Source organism: Streptomyces lusitanus (assembly GCF_042647945.1).
GTDB lineage: Bacteria > Actinomycetota > Actinomycetes > Streptomycetales > Streptomycetaceae > Streptomyces > Streptomyces pseudogriseolus.
The window spans coordinates 39845-56581 of the sequence record NZ_JBHRWL010000021.1; the positions used below are offsets into that span (position 1 = coordinate 39845).

At 74.5% G+C, this 16737-nt stretch carries 18 protein-coding genes; 8 read left to right on the forward strand and 10 right to left on the reverse strand.

Annotation, left to right across the window (positions count from 1 at the left end):
• The first annotated feature begins 8 nt into the window (after positions 1 to 8).
• The 6 genes from ACFOSY_RS27645 to ACFOSY_RS27670 all read left to right on the forward strand — a co-directional run bounded on the left by ACFOSY_RS27645 (position 9) and on the right by ACFOSY_RS27670 (position 6189).
• Positions 9 to 824, forward strand: coding sequence for an SURF1 family cytochrome oxidase biogenesis protein (locus tag ACFOSY_RS27645; RefSeq protein ID WP_394311791.1), 816 nt, complete (start codon positions 9 to 11; stop codon positions 822 to 824).
• A gap of 185 nt (positions 825 to 1009) precedes the next feature.
• On the forward strand, positions 1010 to 2566 hold the full coding sequence (locus tag ACFOSY_RS27650; protein WP_394311793.1) for a sodium:solute symporter family protein: 1557 nt from the start codon (positions 1010 to 1012) through the stop codon (positions 2564 to 2566).
• The gene (locus ACFOSY_RS27655; protein ID WP_394311795.1) at positions 2563 to 3204 is read left to right on the forward strand and encodes a sigma-70 family RNA polymerase sigma factor; all 642 of its coding nucleotides are present in this window, start codon (positions 2563 to 2565) and stop codon (positions 3202 to 3204) included. Before ACFOSY_RS27650 ends, ACFOSY_RS27655 begins: the two co-directional genes overlap by 4 nt.
• Entirely contained in the window at positions 3201 to 3611 is a 411-nt protein-coding gene (locus ACFOSY_RS27660) for a hypothetical protein (RefSeq protein ID WP_394311797.1), read from the forward strand. Before ACFOSY_RS27655 ends, ACFOSY_RS27660 begins: the two co-directional genes overlap by 4 nt.
• Before the next feature lie 33 nt (positions 3612 to 3644).
• A complete protein-coding gene (locus ACFOSY_RS27665; protein WP_394311800.1) occupies positions 3645 to 5426 on the forward strand; it encodes a glycoside hydrolase family 15 protein in 1782 nt (593 codons plus the stop codon).
• Between the two features lie 4 nt (positions 5427 to 5430).
• Positions 5431 to 6189, forward strand: a complete 759-nt coding sequence (locus ACFOSY_RS27670; RefSeq protein WP_394311806.1) for an SDR family oxidoreductase — start codon at positions 5431 to 5433, stop codon at positions 6187 to 6189.
• Between the two features lie 14 nt (positions 6190 to 6203).
• Here the strand turns inward: ACFOSY_RS27670 and amaP are convergent, their stop codons facing one another.
• The 5 genes from amaP to ACFOSY_RS27695 are packed head-to-tail and all read right to left on the reverse strand — an operon-like array spanning position 6204 to position 8493.
• The gene (amaP, locus tag ACFOSY_RS27675) at positions 6204 to 6788 is read right to left on the reverse strand and encodes an alkaline shock response membrane anchor protein AmaP (RefSeq protein ID WP_394311808.1); all 585 of its coding nucleotides are present in this window, start codon (positions 6786 to 6788) and stop codon (positions 6204 to 6206) included.
• On the reverse strand, positions 6785 to 7411 hold the full coding sequence (locus ACFOSY_RS27680) for a DUF6286 domain-containing protein (protein WP_394311810.1): 627 nt from the start codon (positions 7409 to 7411) through the stop codon (positions 6785 to 6787). The genes amaP and ACFOSY_RS27680 overlap by 4 nt, the downstream gene beginning before the upstream one ends.
• Positions 7408 to 7791: a hypothetical protein gene (locus tag ACFOSY_RS27685; protein ID WP_394311812.1), complete on the reverse strand. Its 384-nt coding sequence runs from the start codon at positions 7789 to 7791 to the stop codon at positions 7408 to 7410. The genes ACFOSY_RS27680 and ACFOSY_RS27685 overlap by 4 nt, the downstream gene beginning before the upstream one ends.
• The gene (locus ACFOSY_RS27690) at positions 7788 to 7973 is read right to left on the reverse strand and encodes a hypothetical protein (RefSeq protein WP_026243403.1); all 186 of its coding nucleotides are present in this window, start codon (positions 7971 to 7973) and stop codon (positions 7788 to 7790) included. Before ACFOSY_RS27690 ends, ACFOSY_RS27685 begins: the two co-directional genes overlap by 4 nt.
• 25 nt (positions 7974 to 7998) lie before the next feature.
• The gene (locus tag ACFOSY_RS27695) at positions 7999 to 8493 is read right to left on the reverse strand and encodes an Asp23/Gls24 family envelope stress response protein (RefSeq protein ID WP_225653341.1); all 495 of its coding nucleotides are present in this window, start codon (positions 8491 to 8493) and stop codon (positions 7999 to 8001) included.
• Positions 8494 to 8579: 86 nt separating this feature from the next.
• Between ACFOSY_RS27695 and ACFOSY_RS27700 the strand changes: the two genes are divergently transcribed.
• Complete coding sequence (locus tag ACFOSY_RS27700) at positions 8580 to 9446, forward strand: hypothetical protein (RefSeq protein ID WP_394311815.1); 867 nt, start codon at positions 8580 to 8582, stop codon at positions 9444 to 9446.
• Between the two features lie 34 nt (positions 9447 to 9480).
• Here ACFOSY_RS27700 and ACFOSY_RS27705 read toward each other — a convergent pair whose 3' ends face one another.
• The 3 genes from ACFOSY_RS27705 to abc-f all read right to left on the reverse strand — a co-directional run bounded on the left by ACFOSY_RS27705 (position 9481) and on the right by abc-f (position 12598).
• Positions 9481 to 10284 carry an enoyl-CoA hydratase/isomerase family protein gene (locus tag ACFOSY_RS27705; RefSeq protein ID WP_394311818.1) on the reverse strand — a complete coding sequence of 268 codons (804 nt, stop codon included), beginning with the start codon at positions 10282 to 10284 and terminating at the stop codon, positions 9481 to 9483.
• A gap of 105 nt (positions 10285 to 10389) precedes the next feature.
• The gene (locus ACFOSY_RS27710; protein ID WP_006132657.1) at positions 10390 to 10611 is read right to left on the reverse strand and encodes a helix-turn-helix domain-containing protein; all 222 of its coding nucleotides are present in this window, start codon (positions 10609 to 10611) and stop codon (positions 10390 to 10392) included.
• A gap of 388 nt (positions 10612 to 10999) precedes the next feature.
• Positions 11000 to 12598, reverse strand: coding sequence for a ribosomal protection-like ABC-F family protein (abc-f, locus tag ACFOSY_RS27715; RefSeq protein ID WP_394311821.1), 1599 nt, complete (start codon positions 12596 to 12598; stop codon positions 11000 to 11002).
• 238 nt (positions 12599 to 12836) lie between these two features.
• Between abc-f and ACFOSY_RS27720 the strand changes: the two genes are divergently transcribed.
• Entirely contained in the window at positions 12837 to 13250 is a 414-nt protein-coding gene (locus ACFOSY_RS27720) for a VOC family protein (RefSeq protein ID WP_394311825.1), read from the forward strand.
• 552 nt (positions 13251 to 13802) lie between these two features.
• On the opposite strand, the gene ACFOSY_RS27725 is transcribed toward ACFOSY_RS27720, so the two are convergent.
• Both ACFOSY_RS27725 and ACFOSY_RS27730 read right to left on the reverse strand, forming a co-directional pair.
• Complete coding sequence (locus ACFOSY_RS27725; protein WP_394311827.1) at positions 13803 to 15236, reverse strand: hypothetical protein; 1434 nt, start codon at positions 15234 to 15236, stop codon at positions 13803 to 13805.
• Between the two features lie 237 nt (positions 15237 to 15473).
• Positions 15474 to 16601 carry an alpha/beta hydrolase gene (locus ACFOSY_RS27730; RefSeq protein WP_394311829.1) on the reverse strand — a complete coding sequence of 376 codons (1128 nt, stop codon included), beginning with the start codon at positions 16599 to 16601 and terminating at the stop codon, positions 15474 to 15476.
• Positions 16602 to 16737 lie beyond the last annotated feature (136 nt).

A 16737-nucleotide genomic window follows, 5' to 3' on the forward strand; every position in this document is an offset into this window, starting at 1 on the left:
TTCGTGGGGTGTACCGCTTCCTGCTGTCCCGGCAATGGGTGACCCTCACGCTGGTCGCCCTGCTTCTCGTCCCCACGATGATCGCGCTGGGCTTCTGGCAGATGAGCCGCTACGACGAGCGCTCCGCGCGCAACCAGCTGGTGACCGACGCGCTGGCCGCCGACCCGGTGCCGGTGGAGAAGCTGGCGGCCCCCGGCCACACGGTGACCCGCGCCGAGCGGTACCGCACGGTGACCGCGACGGGCCGCTTCGACACGGACGCCGAGGTCGTGGTGCGCCGCCGCACCAACGCCGACGAGGAGATCGGGTTCCACGTCCTGACCCCGTTCGTCCTGGACGACGGCAAGGTGCTGCTGGTCAACCGCGGCTGGATCCCCGCCGACGGCCCCAGCCAGACCGAGTTCCCGAAGGTGCCCGCGCCGCCGCGCGGCGAGACCACGGTCACGGGCCGGCTGATGCCGGACGAGACGACCGAGGCCAGCGGCATCAAGCACCTCGAGGGCCTGCCGGACCGGCAGATCATGCTGATCGACAGCGCGCGGGAGGCGGAGCGGCTGGACGCCGAGGTGCTCGGCGGCTATGTGGCGCAGACCGCTCCCGAGCCCGCCGGCGGCCTCCCCCAGCGGCTCGGCGACCCCGGCAAGGAGAACGCGGCGCTGAACTACGCGTACGCGATCCAATGGTGGCTGTTCGCCGCCGCCGTCCCGGTCGGCTGGGTGGTGCTGGCCCGCCGCGAGGTGCGCGAGCGGGCGGCGAAGGCGGGCCAGGAGGACACGGACGCCGGGGCGTCCGACGCCGCCCCCACCCAGTCCGCGGCCGTCTGACCTCCCCCTCCCTGCACTTCCCCCACTCCCCGTTCTCCCCGATTGCCGGGTTCTGTGCGAGAGTGGCGCACCGGTCGGGCATGTCGCCGATGCGTTCCGGACACGGAACCGGCCGGTTTCCGTCATCCGGGCGGGCCGTCCACGCGACTGCGCCCGAGGGCACAGCACACCAAGGACGGTGATTCATGGCCGGCGCAGCCATGACCGCGACGTTCCTCGCCGTGATCGGCGGGGCGTCGCTGCTCGCCGTCACCGCGCGCCGGCTGCGCCCGAGCGACCGGCTGCCCTCGCTGGAGGGCTGGGCGCTGGCCGACCGCAGCCTCGGCCCCGGCTGGACCTGGCTGCTGCTCGGCGGGACGATCTACACCGCGTACACCTTCACCGCCGTGCCGGGGCTGGCGTACGGCAACGGCGCGCCCGCCTTCTTCGCGGTGCCGTACACGGTGATCGTGTGTCCGCTGGCGTTCGTGCTGCTCAGCCGGCTGTGGAGCGTGGCACGGCGGCACGGCTACATCACCGCCGCCGACTTCGTGCGCGGCCGCTACGGCTCGGCCCCGCTGGCCCTGGTCGTCGCGCTGACCGGCATCCTCGCGACGATGCCGTACCTGGCGCTCCAGCTGCTCGGCATCCGCGCGGTGCTCACCGCGGGCGGGCTGTACCCGCCGGGCGCCGCCGGCGACCTGGCGATGGTCGCCGTGTTCGCGGGTCTGGCGGTGGCCACCTACCGGCACGGGCTGCGCGCCCCCACGGTGATCGCCGCGCTGAAGGCGGCGGCGGTGTTCGTGTCGCTCGCCGCGGTCTGCTGGCTGGTCCTGGACCGGTTCGGCGGCCCCGGCGCGGTCTTCGACGGGGCCGCCCGCGCCCTCGGCGGCACCGACACGGCCCACTCGCCCCTGGTGCTCACGCCGGGGCAGCAGCCCGCGTACGCGACGCTCGCGCTCGGCTCCGCGCTGGCGCTGCTGATGTACCCGCACGTGCTGACCGCCGGGTTCGCCGCCGACGGGACGCGCACCCTGCGCAAGGTGTCGGCGGGGCTGCCCGCCTGGACGGCGCTGCTCGCGCTGTTCGGCTTCCTCGGCATCGCGGCGCTCGCCGCCGGGGTGCGGGCGCCCGCGGGCGGCGCGGAGGCGGCCGTGCCGATGCTGGTCGGCCGGCTGATGCCGGGCCCGCTCGCCGGGCTGGTGTTCGGCTCGATCGTGGTCGGCGCGCTGGTCCCGGCGGCGGTGATGTCCATCGCCGCCGCCACCGGCTTCGTGCGGAACGTGTACGTCGAGTACGTCCATCCGACGGCCACGCCGAAGCGGCAGGTGCGGGTCGCCAGGGCGGTGTCGCTGACCGCGAAGCTGGGCGCGGTGGCGTTCGTGTTCGGACTGCGCGACCAGGACGCGATCAACCTCCAGCTGCTCGGCGGGGTGTGGATCCTCCAGATCTTCCCGGCGGTCGCCGTCGGGCTGTACACGCGCTGGCTGCACCCGCGGGCGCTGCTCGCCGGCTGGACGGTGGGCATGACCACCGGGACGTACCTGGTGGTACGGGAGGGCTTCTCCTCGATCGTGCCGCTCGTCGCGGGCTCGCCCGAGATCTACGCCGGGGTCGCCGCCCTGGTGCTGAACCTGGCCGTCGCGGTGGCCGCCACGCCCGTCCTCGCCCGCCTCGGCGTCCCGCGCGGCCCCGACGCCACCGACCTGCCGTCCCGCCCGCACTCCGGGCGACGTCCACCGACGGGAGCGAACAACGCGTGAGACGCAGACACCACCCCCCGGTCACCGTGCCCCCGGCCCCGGCCGCCGCCCCGCAGCCCGAGCCGCCCGCACCGCCTGTTCCGCGCGAGCCGCCCGTCCCGCCCGCGCCGTTCACGCCCGCGGTCGCCGACCCCGCCGACCTGGAGCGGGAGGCCGGTGTGGCCCGCCTCTTCGAGCTGCACTACTCCTCGATGCTGCGGCTCGCCGTGCTGCTCGGCGCGGACGACCCGGAGAACGTCGTCGCCGAGGCGTACTACCAGATCTACCGCCGGTGGCGGCGGCTGAAGGACGTGGCCGCGGCCGAGGCCTCGCTGCGCTCCACGGTCTGCGACCTGACCCGGGTGCGGACGCGTCCCCTCCAGGCCGCCCGCCGGTCCGAGGAGCGTCCGGCCTCCCCGCCCGAGCCCACCGTGGCGTCCGCCGAGAACACCGCGCTGCTGCGGGACGACCAGCGGGTGCTGATCGACGCGCTCCAGCAGCTCCCGGCCCGGCAGCGGGAGGCGCTGGTGCTGCGCCACTGGCTCGGTCTGAAGGAGGCCGAGATCGCCGCCGCGATGGGCATCTCCCGCGGCTCCGTCAAGACGCACACCTCACGCGGCATCGCCGCGCTGACCCAGGCCATGGAGGCCCGGCGATGAAGCATCAGGACGCGACCCCGTCGCCTGGGACCGGCCAGGACGGCACCAGCCAGGACCGCGCCGGCCGGGACCGCTCCGGTCAGGACCGCACCGGCCACGCGCGGTCCGAGGCGCCCCGCCCCGCGGACGAGGAGCGCACCGAACGGGAGTTGGCCGACGCCCTGCACGCCCTGGCCGGCGGGGTGCTGCCCGACCCGGACGCCTACCGCACCGCGCGCCGCGAGTGGCTGCGCCGGGAGCGCCGCCGCCGGCTGGTGCTCACCGTGCTGGTCGCCGTCGTCTTCACGCTGGCCACGCTGATCGGGCTGTGGGTGCTCAACCGGACGCCCGCCGAACCCGGCGTGATCTACTCCGGCCTGGGCGCCGCCGCGGCCGACGGTCCGTCACTCCCGCGGCCCGCGGGCTGATTGCGGCACCCCGAGGCCGGGAACTGGCACCCCGTGCTGCAAATCGAGGACTACGCGCTCATCGGCGACGAGCAGACCGCTGCCCTGGTGGGCACCGACGGCTCGATCGACTGGCTCTGCCTGCCCCGCTTCGACTCGGCGGCCTGCTTCGCCCGGCTGCTCGGCGACGAGAGCAACGGGCACTGGCGCATCGCCCCGCCGGGCCAGGAGCGGTGCACGCGCCGCGCCTACCGCGAGGACTCGCTGGTGCTGGACACCGTGTGGGAGACGCCCGAGGGCGCCGTGCAGGTCACCGACCTGATGCCGCAACGGCACACGGCGCCCGACGTGGTGCGGATCGTGCAGGGGATCAGCGGTGAGGTGACCGTGCGCAGCACACTGCGGCTGCGGTTCGACTACGGCTCGGTCGTGCCCTGGGTGCGCAAGGCGGACGGGCACCGGGTGGCGGTGGCCGGGCCCGACTCGGCGTGGCTGCGCAGCGTGCCGGAGGTGCGTACCTGGGGCGAGGACCTGGGCACCCACTCGGAGTTCACGGTGAAGGAGGGCGAGCGGGTCGCCTTCGTGCTCACCTGGCACCCCTCGCACGAGCCGCGGCCCGCGCTGGTCGACCCGTACGCCTCGCTGCGGCACAGCCTGAAGGACTGGCAGGCGTGGGCGTCCCGCTGCCGCTACCGGGGGCCGCACCGGGACATGGTGGTGCGGTCCCTGATCACGCTGAAGGCGCTCACCTACCGTCCCACCGGCGGCATCGTCGCCGCCGCCACCACCTCCCTGCCGGAGGAGCCGGGCGGCGTACGGAACTGGGACTACCGCTTCTGCTGGCTGCGCGACTCCACGCTCACCCTGAGCGCGCTGCTCGCCGCCGGCTACGTGGAGGAGGCCGAAGCCTGGCGCAACTGGCTGCTCCGCGCGGTCGCCGGCGACCCGGCGGACCTTCAGATCATGTACGGGCTCGCGGGCGAGCGGCGGCTGCCGGAGTTCGAACTGCCGTGGCTGTCCGGCTTCAACGGCGCCGCCCCCGTACGGGTCGGCAACGACGCCGTGAACCAGCTTCAGCTCGACGTGTACGGGGAGGTCGTGGACTCCCTGGCGCTGGCCCGCCGCGCGGGGCTGTCGGCGCAGCCGGACGTGTGGGCGCTCCAGTCGGTGCTGCTGAACTTCCTGCGCACGGCGTGGCGTCAGCCGGACGAGGGGCTGTGGGAGGTGCGCGGCGGGCGGCGTCACTTCGTGCACTCCAAGGTGATGGTGTGGGTGGCCGCCGACCGTCTGGTGCGCGGGATGGAGACGTTCCCGGAGCTGGACGGCGACCTGGAGGGGTGGCGCGAACTGCGCGACGAGGTGCACCGGGAGGTGTGCGAGAAGGGCTACGACCCGGAGCGCAACACGTTCACGCAGTCCTACGGTTCGCGCGAGCTGGACGCGGCGCTGCTGCTGATCCCCCGGGTCGGTTTCCTGCCGCCGGACGACCCCCGGGTGCTCGGCACCATCGACGCGATCCGCACGGAGCTGGGCCAGGACGGCCTCGTACGCCGCTACACACCGGACGCCGCCGACCTGGACGGGCTGCCCGGGCAGGAGGGCGCGTTCCTGGCGTGCGCGTTCTGGCTCGTGGACGCCCTGCACATGACAGGCCGGACCGAGGAGGCCCGCGACCTGTTCGAACGGCTGCTGGGCCTGGCGAACGACGTGGGGCTGCTGGCGGAGGAGTACGACACGGTGAACGGCCGGCTGCTGGGCAACTTCCCGCAGGCGTTCAGCCACATCGGCCTGGTGAACAGCGCCCTCGCCCTGTTCGGCGACGAGGAGGCAGGATAGGGCCATGGATCTTGGACTGAAGGACCGGGTGTACGTCGTCACCGGGGCGACCCGCGGGCTGGGCCACGCCTCCGCGCGGGCGCTCGTCGCCGAGGGCGCGAAGGTGGTCGTCACGGGGCGGAAGGAGGACGCGGTCGCGGAGGCCGTGTCCGCTCTGGGGCCGGACGCTGCGGCCGGGGTGGCCGTGGACAACGCCGACCCCGCCGCCCCCGAGCGGCTGATCGCGACCGCGCGCGAGCGGTTCGGCCGCTTGGACGGCGTCCTCGTCAGCGTGGGCGGACCCCCGCCCGGGTTCGTCGCCGACACCACGGACGAGCAGTGGCAGGCGGCGTTCGAGTCGGTGTTCCTCGGCGCGGTGCGGCTGGCCCGCGCGGCCGCCGCGGAGCTGGGCGAGGGGGGTGTGATCGGCTTCGTGCTGTCCGGCTCGGTGCACGAGCCGATCCCCGGCCTGACCATCTCCAACGGGCTGCGCCCGGGCCTGGCCGGCCTCGCCAAGTCCCTCGCCGACGAGCTGGGTCCGCGCGGCATCCGCGTCGTGGGCCTGCTGCCCGGCCGGATCGACACCGACCGGGTCCGGGAGCTGGACTCCCTGTCCGCCGACCCGGAGGCCACCCGTCAGGCGGCCGAGTCCCGCATCCCGCTGCGCCGCTACGGCACCCCGGAGGAGTTCGGCCGCACGGCGGCGTTCCTGCTCTCCCCGGCCGCGTCGTACGTCACGGGCGTGATGCTCCCGGTGGACGGCGGCTCCCGGCACGGGTTCTGAAACCGGCCCCGGGATCAGGTGACGCGTTCCGGGCGGTGTTTCACCGCCCGGAGCCGGACCTCCGCCGGAAGGGCCTGGAGGCCGGTGGACTCCCGGGCGTGCGTGAGGGGGCCCGCGGTGAACGTGTCGAGGGCCGTGCCGGGGTCCACGTGGGGTTCCAGGAGCAGGACGACGCGGGTCCGTGGTGTGCCGCGGCGGCCGGTGAGCAGGACGCGGGCCTCGGCGACGCCGTCCTCACGGTTGATCTCCTCGGCGAGCGCGTGCTCCAGGGCGCGGCCCCGCAGCGCCGCCCCTTCGCCGTCGCCGGTGTCGACGAGGACCTCCGGCATGCGCCGGCGGCGGAGCACGGAGACCAGCCACCACAGGCAGAGCAGGACCACCACGGCGAGCACGGCGATCACCACCGGCCACCACCAGCCCTGATCCCGCCACCGGGTCCGCTCGGAGTCGTCGAGCAGCACGTCGTCGCGGCCGTCGTGCAGCCACCAGGAAGGCGCGGGCGCGCCCAGTCCGATCGCCAGCACCGAGCCGCCCAGCGCGAACAGCACCAGTCCCACGAGCGCCAGCAGCACCCGGTTGACGGTCGTGTTCACGGTCACCGCCCCTTCCGGCCCGGCCGCCGCACGTGCAGCGTCAGCGGGGACGGCCGGGCCAGGCCCAGTCCCCGGATCGCCCCTTCCAGCACGGCGGTCAGGTCGTCCCGTACGTCGTCCAGGTCCCGGAAGTGCGACACGGCCCGCACATCGGTCTTCTTCCGCTTCACGGCCACCCTCACCGACTGCACACCGGCCACCTCGAGCGCCCGGTCCCGCAGCACGGTGGCGGCCGCGTCCCGGTCGAGGCCCGCGCGGACGTCGGGGTGGGTCCGGTGCATCGTCAGCACGGACCGCAGTCCCGGGGTGAGGGCCAGCGCCAGCAGCCACAGGCCGAGCGCGGCGGCGACGGCCGCCCCGGTCAGCACCCACACGTCGTCCAGGTGCCGCTCGGCGAGCTGCCGGGCGAGGTCGTGCCGCCAGCTCATCCCGGGCCGGTGCGCGCGTACCGCCGCGATGTCGTACAGGAACATGCCCGCGATCACCAGCAGCACCAGCGCCAGCAGGCCGGCGGGGACGCGGCGGGCCGACCAGAAGCGCCGGCGTCCGCCGCTCGCGCCGCCCATCGTCGCGCCGCTCTCCGTCGGCGGCGCCGCCGGTCCCGCCGTCGTGTCCGGCGTGCCGCTCATGGCGTCCTCCCGCCCGCCGCGTCGTGACGGTCGTGCAGGTGCAGCCGCTCCACCTGCACGACGACCTCCGGCACGGACATCCCCGCGAGGTCACGCACCCGCTCGACGATCCGCCGCCGCACGCGCGCGCACCGGCCGCCGATGTCACCCGGGAAGCCGAGTTCGACATGCACCCGCACGCGTGCGCTGCCGTGCCTGACGACGACGTGCGCGTGCGGCGGCTCGGCGTCCCGCGGCAGCGCGCCGACGGCCTCCCGCGCCGCCTGGGACGCGATCTTCGCGACCACCCGGTCGGCGATCGTGGTCTCCCCGCGCTCCCCCGGAGGGACGGTCCGCGGGTCTCCGCCGAGCTCCACGGCCCCCGCGCCCACCTCCGTCACCGCCGCCTTTCGTCACGGGGACGGAAGAAGTCGCCGAGGTCCAGGTCGCCCTCGAGCAGCCGGCCGACCACGAAACCCACCGCGCCCAGGGCCGCCACCAGCAGGAAAGCCCCGAATCCGCCGAAGTATCCGGCGAAGCCCAACGCCATGCCGGCGATCATGCCGACGACGGCCATCCTCATGCCTCGCTCCTCCGCTCAGCGTGTCCTACTGAAGCCGGGTCTCGGGCTCGTCCTCCTCCTCGTCGGGCAGTTTCACGTCGCTCACCGCGATGTTGACCTCGACGACCTCGAGGCCGGTCATCCGCTCGACGGCCGCGATGACGTTCTCCCGCACGTCCCTGGCGACGTCGGCGATGGACACGCCGTAGTCGACGACGATCTCCAGGTCCAGCGCGGTCTGCACCTCGCCGACCTCGGCCTTCACCCCGCGGGTCGTCGACTTCGATCCGCCGGGCACCCGCTCGCGCATGGCGCCGAAGGTGCGGGAGATCCCGCTGCCCATGGCGTGCACGCCCAGGACGTCCCGGGCGGCCAGATGGGCGATCTTCTCCACCACTCCGTCGGCGATGGTGGTACGGCCCCGGCTCGCCGGGTCGCCGCCGCCGCGCCGTGTGCCCTGACCCCGGCGTGCGCCGGAGTCGCCGAGCGTCTTGTCGGTGTCAGGAGCCCGTACCGAGCCGCCCTCGGTCATGTCGGTCATCACCACACATCCCTTCGGTCGTCCTCCTTCGACCACCGTATGTGCGGTTGCCCCGATCCGCTCCGCTGATACGGCAGGCTGGAGGAATGACGGCGGACCGATGGACGCGGATGGTGCGGCAACAGGTGGGGCTGGGCAGGTTCCTGCCGCTGGGCGGGCGGCACGACGGGGCGTGGATCGCGGAACGGGCTGCGGGCGCGGTGCTGCGCCGCGCGGCGGAACGGGACGTGCCGGAGGTGCGCCTGGACGGGATCCGGATCGGCCTCGCCGATCCCGGCGCGGCGGCGGAGCCGGCCGTCCCGGCGCCGCCGAGCGCCCTGCCCCCGGGGCCCCTGCGGCTCACGGCGGAGTTCGCGGCGACGGCGGCGTGGCCCCTGACGGAGACGGTGTCCCGGCTGCGGGCGGCCCTGGCGGTCGCCGCGACGGAACGGATCGGCCTGGAGGTGACGGAGGTGGACCTGCGGGTGACGGACCTGCTCGACACCGAGCCGGCGACGGAAGGGCGGGCCGGGGTGGCACAGGCGCCCGGCCGGGACGGGGCGGGCGGTACGACAGACGTGGCGGGCGGTACGGCGGAGCCGCATGGGGTCGCCGCGACGGCCGGGGCGTCGGTCACCCCGGGAGCGGCGCAGGATGCCGGCGTCGCCGCGCGGGCGCCGGGGGTGACGGACACCTCGGAGGACAGCGGCGGCTCGGAGGCGGACCGCGTCGCCGGTGTGGTGCTCGGGGTGCCCGGGGTGAGCCGGCTGACGGGGGTGTGGGGGCGGCCGGTGCGGCTCGGCGAGCAGACGCCGGCCGCCGGGGACGCCCTGCCGCGCCGCCACGCGCGCGTGGATCTCGCCGTCGCGGCAGGGTTCCGCCCGCTGGAGGTGGCGCGGGCCGTGCGGGCCGCGGTGGCGGCCGCGGGGCCGGACCGGCCGACGGTGGCCGTCCTGGTCACCGACCTGGACTGACCCGGCGCCGTCGGCCGGTCGGGGCGTTACGCGCCTACTCGCCCAGGCCGGCCAGGTCGCGCAGGCGGCGGGCCTGGGCCGCGCGCTCGGCGCCGCGCTGCTCGTCGTAGGTGCGGCCCAGGGCGCCGCGCAGCAGCGCCTTCGTCTCGATCACGGCGTCGCGGGGCGCGGCCAGCAGCGCAGCGGCGAGGTCTTGCACCGCCCCGTCCAGGTCGGCGGCGGGCACGGCGAGGTTGGCCAGGCCGATGGTCACCGACTCCTCGGCCGTGACGAAGCGCCCGGTCGCGCAGATCTCCAGCGCGCGGGCGTAGCCGACGAGGCCGACGAGGGGGTGCGTGCCGGTCAGGTCGGGCACCAGACCGAGGCTGGTCTCGCGCATGGCGAACTGCACGTCGTCCGCGACGATGCGCAGGTCGCAGGCGAGGGCCAGCTGGAATCCGGCCCCGATGGCGTGTCCCTGCACGGCGGCGACGGACACGATGTCGTTGCGCCGCCACCAGGTGAACGCGTCCTGGTAGCCGGCGATGGCGGCGTCCAGCGCGGCGTCGTCACTGCGCGCGAGGTCGACGAACGACGGCTCGCCGGGGATTCCCTCGGGCGAGAGCATCTGCCGGTCGAGTCCGGCGGAGAACGACTTGCCCTCCCCGCGCAGCACCACGACCCGGACGGATCCGGGCAGCAGCTGCCCCGCCTCGGTCAGCGCCCGCCACAGAGCGGGGCTCTGCGCGTTGCGCTTGGCCGGGTTGGTCAGCGTCACCGTGGCGATCGCGTCGTCGACGGTGAGCCGTACGCCGTCCTTGTCGAGAACCGGACCGAGGTCCTGGGGGGACGAAGCCATGGGGCGCCTCCGATGGGTGCGGTCGTCTAAGTGACTGCACAGTAACCACCCGGCCGGTCGGACGGCCGGCCGGGTGGCCACCATCGGGTCCGCGGGGCCCCGGGGTCAGGCCGAAGGAGACTTCTTGCCCCGTGTCGCCCCGCCACGCCCTCGGAGCGTGACGCCCGACTCGCTCAGCATGCGGTGCACGAATCCGTACGAGCGGCCGGTCTCCTCGGCCAACGCCCGGATGCTCGCACCGGCGTCGTATTTCTTCTTCAGGTCTGCCGCGAGCTTGTCGCGCGCGGCGCCGGTCACCCGGCTGCCCTTCTTCAGAGTCTCGGCCACCCGTGCCTCCTCATGGGAAGTGCGCTCTGGTCTCCTCATGATCACCCCTCCCGGGCCCGATGGCCACCCATTCGGCAAGGTCGATAAGACAACCTTGTGACGACGGGAGCGTGTCCCCACATCCGGAATCGAGAATTCCACGAGGCTTCGACGCGACCGCCGAACGGGTTTTCTCCGGATATTCGCAGGTCAGAGAAACGCGACGGCCGGACCCTCGTTCCGGGAGGATCCGGCCGCGAAATCCGTGTAGGACACACCTCGGGATGAGGAGATCTCACACGATTGATGGATCACCGATGGGCCGAATGATCCATACACAGTGGATCACGTATTCGATCAATGACGGGTGACGGCGCGGTGGCCGATGCGCGGGCCGGCGATCAGAGGATCAGGCGAGCGCGACCAGGTCCGCGTAGTCGGAGCCCCACAGGTCCTCGACGCCGTCCGGCAGCAGAATGATCCGCTCCGGCTGGAGCGCCTCGACGGCGCCCTCGTCGTGGGTGACGAGGACGACCGCGCCCTTGTAGGTGCGCAGCGCGCCGAGGATCTCCTCGCGGCTGGCCGGGTCGAGGTTGTTGGTGGGCTCGTCGAGCAGGAGGACGTTCGCCGAGGAGACGACGAGGGTCGCCAGCGCGAGACGGGTCTTCTCGCCGCCGGAGAGGACCCCGGCCGGCTTGTCGACGTCGTCGCCGGAGAACAGGAACGAGCCGAGCACCTTGCGGACCTCCACGAGGTCCATGTCGGGCGCGGCCGAGCGCATGTTCTCCAGGACCGTGCGGTCCGCGTCGAGGGTCTCGTGCTCCTGCGCGTAGTAGCCGAGCTTGAGGCCGTGGCCGGGGACGACGGCGCCCGTGTCGGGCTGTTCGACGCCCGCGAGGAGCCGCAGCAGGGTGGTCTTGCCGGCGCCGTTCAGCCCCAGGATGACCACCCGGGAGCCCTTGTCGATCGCCAGGTCGACGTCGGTGAAGATCTCCAGCGAGCCGTACGACTTCGACAGGCCCTCCGCCATCAGCGGCGTCCTGCCGCAGGGCGCGGGCTCGGGGAAGCGCAGCTTGGCGACCTTGTCGGACTGGCGCACCTCCTCCAGGCCGGACAGCAGCTTCTCGGCGCGGCGGGCCATGTTCTGCGCGGCGACCGTCTTCGTCGCCTTGGCGCGCATCTTGTCGGCCTGGGCGTTGAGCGCGGCGGCCTTCTTCTCCGCGTTCTGGCGCTCGCGGCGGCGGCGCTTCTCGTCGGCCTCGCGCTGCTGCTGGTAGAGCTTCCAGCCCATGTTGTAGACGTCGATGGTGGCGCGGTTGGCGTCCAGGTAGAACACCTTGTTGACGACCGTCTCGACCAGATCGACGTCGTGGGAGATCACGATGAAGCCGCCGCGGTAGGTCTTCAGGTAGTCCCGCAGCCACACGATCGAGTCGGCGTCGAGGTGGTTGGTCGGCTCGTCGAGCAGCAGGGTGTCCGCGTCGGAGAACAGGATCCGGGCAAGCTCCACGCGGCGGCGCTGACCGCCGGAGAGGGTGTGCAGCGGCTGGCCGAGCACCCGGTCGGGCAGGTTCAGCGCGGCGGCGATCGTGGCGGCCTCGGCCTCGGCGGCGTACCCGCCCTTGGTGAGGAACTCGGTCTCCTGGCGCTCGTACTGTCGCAGCGCCTTCTCGCGGGTGGCGCCCTGGCCGTTCGCGATGCGCTGCTCGTTGTCCCGCATCTTGCGGATCAGTACGTCGAGGCCGCGGGCGGACAGGATGCGGTCGCGGGCGAGGACGTCGAGGTCGCCGGTGCGGGGGTCCTGAGGGAGGTAGCCGACCTCGCCGGAGCGGGTGACCGTGCCGGCGGCGGGGATGCCCTGGCCGGCGAGGACCTTGGTGAGGGTGGTCTTGCCCGCGCCGTTACGGCCGACGAGGCCGATGCGGTCGCCCTTGGCGACGCGGAAGGTGGCACTTTCGATGAGGACGCGGGCACCGGCGCGCAGCTCGATGCCGGAGGCGGAGATCACGGACAGACTCCAGGGCAGGTGTGTAGGTGGCGGTGGGCGGCTGAGGGCGTTCCCGCCGTCTAATGCGCGAGGAGAATGGCCATGCGAGCCATTCTAACGGGGCGGGGCAAGCGCTTTTCCGCCTGCGGCTTGCTCTTGGCCTGCTGCCGCTTTCCTTCCGGCGATTGTCGGTGACCGGTGTCACACTGACGACTGCCGGGACATCCCGGTGCACTCCGGACACGAGGAAGTGATCACCATGGCAGGCACGGGCAGCTCGCGGCCGGGTGTCGTCCCGACGCTGGTGTACGCGGACGCGAAGGCGGCGATCCGGCAGCTGACGGAGGGCCTCGGCTTCACGGAGGTGTCGGTGTACGAGGGGGAGGACGGGACCGTGGAGCATGCCGAACTGTCCTACGGCAGCGGGATGGTGATGCTGGGGTCGAAGGGGCGCGGGGGTGCGTTCGACACGGCGATGAAGGGGGCGGGGCCGGCGGGGGTGTATGTCGTCGTGGACGACGTCGACGCGCATCACCGGCGGGCGGTGGAGCAGGGGGTGGAGGTTCTGATGCCGCCGACCGACCAGGACTACGGGTCTCGGGACTACATGGCTCGGGATCTGGAGGGGAATGTGTGGAGCTTCGGGACGTACGCGCCGGAGGTGGGGGCGTGAGGAGGCGCCTCCCGGGGTGCGGGGAACTGCGCGACCAGCCACGGCGCCGCCTGCACGCGGCGTACAACAGTTACCGGCACCCCGGTGGCCGTACGGAGTGAGGCGCAGGCCCGCTGGAGGGTGCCGCCTGCGCCCACCCTCCCCCACTCTCGGCTTCGCTCGAGCGGGAGGTACCCCCATCGCCCCTAGCGGCACGACTGCCCGCAGGCGGTAGGGGCAGCGCCCCTTAAGGGGCGCGGGGAACTGCGCGATCAGCCACGGCGCCGCCTGCACCCGGCGTGCAAGAGTCCCCGGCACCCCGGTGGCCGTACGGGGTGGGGCGCAGGCCCGCCGGAGGGGTGCCGCCTGCGCCCACCCGTGCCGCCCCCAGCGGCACGACTGCCCGCAGGCGGTAGGGGCGCGGGGAACTGCGCGATCAGCCACGGCGCCGCCTGCACCCGGCGTGCAACAGTGCCCGGCACCCCAGTGGCCGTACGGGGGCGCGGCGCGGGCCCGCTGAGGGGTGCCGACGGCACGGCGTTGACACAAAGGCGCCCCGCGTGAGCGGGGAGGTCAGCCGCCCTTGTGGACCTGGAAGGCCGCTCTTCGGAGGGCCTTGGCGAAGGCCGGGTCCGGGTGGGCCGCTGCCAGGGCCACCAGGACCTGGACCGTGCGGGGGTGGCCCACCGCGCGGACCTCGTCCAGGAGGGACGGCACCGTCGGCTGGACCGCGGTCTCCAGATGGCGGAGCAGCAGCGGGGCCTCTCCGTGGTCGGCGACCGCGGCGGCCGTGTCCACCCACAGCCAGGTCGCCTCCTCGCGGGTGAGCACCTCGTGGGCGTCCTCGGGGTCCGCCCCGTCGTGCTCGGCGAGCCACAGCAGGGCGTACGGCCGCAGCGCGGGCTCGTCGAGGGCGGCGCGCACCTCCGGCTCGGCGGGGGCGCCGACCACCCGGAGCGCCTCGAAGGCGAGGCCGCGCAGCAGGGCGTCCTCGCCGCGGGCGGCGGCGATCAGCTCGGTGACGGCGCTGCCGACGGGCCGTGCGGCGAGCCAGGCGCGGTACTCGGCGCGGGCCGCGGCCGGGCGGAGCTGCGCGCACCCGCGCAGCATGTCCTCCGCGCCCTGCTCGATGTTGCCCGCCGGGCTCTGCGCGGCGACGCAGATCTGCTCCAGCTTGACCCACACCGCCCAGCTGCCGAGCGGCGTGAGGGTGGCCTGGCCGTCGCCGTAGGTGAGCGCGCCGACGGAGGCGAGGGCGCGCAGCGCCCAGTCGAGGAGGGGCTGGAGCGGGGCGTCGGCGGCGGGCGCGGGGCGCGGCTCCGGGGCGACGGCGGGCGTGCCGGAGGCGCCGGAGGTGCCGGGCCGCGGCTCGTAGTCCACCTCGCAGCGTTCCGTGCGCAGTTCGGTGACCCGCTGCTGGAGCAGGTCGAGCAGCTGCGGCACGGGCACCGGCCCTGCGGACAGCTGGAGGAAGGACAGCACCTGCGGCATGGCCGTCACGACCTCGGCGACGGCGGCGTGCTCGTGGTCCTCGGGTTCGGGGCAGGCGAGGGACCAGGCGTCGCAGAGGGCGACCCAGCCGCGCAGCACGGCGCTGTCGTCGCGGTCCCAGGCGCGCAGCCGCCAGCCGGGGCGTGCGCTGTCGCCGTGCACCTCGATGAGGCCGGCCAGCCGGGCGGTGTCCCAGTCGGCCCGGACCTGATCGGCGGTCAGGCCGAGAGCCTCGGCGGCGCGGCGGGCGGTCGCGTCGGACAGGGTGGCCTTGCCGTCGGCGGTGGCGCTGTCGCCGCCGGGGCCGAGGGCGCGGTCGGCCCAGCGGGCCACGCGGGCGGCCGCCGCCAGGACGGAGCGTGCCATTCCGGCCAGCTCGGCCGGTGCGGGCGTGCCCTCCGGGGGGCGCGGCGCGGGGCGGCGCGCACGCCGCTGCTGCATCGCGGCGGGGGCGGCGGCCAGGGGTCGCGGGCGGACGAGTCGAAGCCTGGAGTCGCGCGGGATACGGGACGTCACGGGTGCAGTCTTCCGGTTGACGGTCCGAAAACCCAAACGGAATGCCGGGGGACGCCCCGGCGTCCGGTGTCGTCCCGCCCCGGACGGTGCCGGAGGGGCCCGATCCGGCCAATGGTCCGGCACTAAACGGAATCCTCCGCACCGCCCCCTGCGCCGCCCCTCGCGCCGCCCGCGACGGCACCCCCGGGGCGGGCCCGGGGCGGGCCCGCCGGGAGGGCCACCGCACGGCGCGCCGGTTCACATCAGCGGCACGAGGAACCTGCGCAGCGACTCCTCGTACGTGGCCGGGTCGGCGTTCCACATCGCGGCGTGCGGGGCGCCCCTGACGGTCTGAAGGGTGACCGTGTTGGGGTGGGCAGCGGCGAGGCGCCGGGAGAACCGCCAGGGGGCCACCGTGTCGTCGGGGCCGTGGAAGATCTGCGTCGGGATCGCGACGCCGTCCAGGCGCACCGCGCCGGGCCGGTGGTCGCCGTACAGCCCGGTGCGGCCCTGGGCGGCGCGGACGGCGAGCGGCAGGAGGAGACCGGGGGTGCGGCGGGCGCCGGCGAGGGCGCGCAGGGTGGACTCCCAGTCGAGCACCGGAGAGTCCAGGAGCAGCCCGGCGACGTGTTCGCGCAGTTCCGAGCGGGCGGCGGTGCGCAGCGCCATCGTCGCGCCGGTGGACCAGCCGTAGAGGACCACCTTGCGGGCGCCGGAGTCGACGGCGTGCCGCAGCGCGGCGTCGAGGTCGCGCCACTCCGTCTCGCCGAGGTGGTTGAGCCCGTCCGGGGAGCGGGGCGCCTCCGGGTCGCCCCGGTAGGCGGGGACGAGCACCGGGAACTGGTTGCGGCGCAGGGCGTCGAGCACGTTGAGGACGTGTTCGCGGGTGGCGCCCAGGCCGTGCACGGCGATCACCCAGGTGTCCCGGGCGCCGGGCACGAACCAGGCGGGCAGCGGTCCGAGTTCGCCCGGCACGTCGAGGACGGTGTGGTCGACACCGAGCGCGGTGGCCGGGTCGCCGACGTGGACGTTCGGGGTGAAGCGGGCCCGGTCGCCGGGCTCCGGCGTCCCGTAGGTGACGCGTTCGAGGCGGCGTACGACGGTGTCGGCGGAGTGGGACGCGGCCGCCAGCACGGGCCCCACGACCGCGTGGAACCGCTCGCCGACGAGGCCGTAGCGGCCGGGGCGCAGGGCGGCGAGGTCGCGGGTGAGGGTGACCTGGCCGGCGGCGGTGGCGTGGACGGTGAGTCCGGGCTCGGTGGGCAGGGGCCGGCCCGAGGGGATCCTCAGGGCGGCGTCGCTGGCGAACCGGCCGGCGGCCACCGCGGCGGCGCCGGCCCCTATCACGGCGGTGACGGCTGCGGCCGTCGCTCTGGCAGTGCGCACGTTCTCCAGTGTCATGTCGGGACGGGTACCCGGCCAGTGGGCGGCGCACGGGTGGGCTGCGCCTGGGCTTTTCCGTCCGTGCGGTGCCGCCGTCGTGGGGCGTAGGAGGGTCTCGCCCCCGCCGCCCCTTCCCGTC

Excerpts from the sequence above, each read along its gene's own strand:
- ACFOSY_RS27670 (WP_394311806.1), top strand. The coding sequence starts at position 5,431 with ATGGATCTTGGACTGAAGGACCGGGTGTACGTCGTCACCGGGGCGACC.
- ACFOSY_RS27705 (WP_394311818.1), bottom strand. The coding sequence starts at position 10,284 with ATGGCTTCGTCCCCCCAGGACCTCGGTCCGGTTCTCGACAAGGACGGC.
- ACFOSY_RS27680 (WP_394311810.1), bottom strand. The coding sequence starts at position 7,411 with ATGAGCGGCACGCCGGACACGACGGCGGGACCGGCGGCGCCGCCGACG.
- ACFOSY_RS27695 (WP_225653341.1), bottom strand. The coding sequence starts at position 8,493 with ATGACCGACATGACCGAGGGCGGCTCGGTACGGGCTCCTGACACCGAC.
- ACFOSY_RS27690 (WP_026243403.1), bottom strand. The coding sequence starts at position 7,973 with ATGAGGATGGCCGTCGTCGGCATGATCGCCGGCATGGCGTTGGGCTTC.
- ACFOSY_RS27660 (WP_394311797.1), top strand. The coding sequence starts at position 3,201 with ATGAAGCATCAGGACGCGACCCCGTCGCCTGGGACCGGCCAGGACGGC.
- ACFOSY_RS27720 (WP_394311825.1), top strand. The coding sequence starts at position 12,837 with ATGGCAGGCACGGGCAGCTCGCGGCCGGGTGTCGTCCCGACGCTGGTG.
- ACFOSY_RS27700 (WP_394311815.1), top strand. The coding sequence starts at position 8,580 with ATGACGGCGGACCGATGGACGCGGATGGTGCGGCAACAGGTGGGGCTG.
- ACFOSY_RS27650 (WP_394311793.1), top strand. The coding sequence starts at position 1,010 with ATGGCCGGCGCAGCCATGACCGCGACGTTCCTCGCCGTGATCGGCGGG.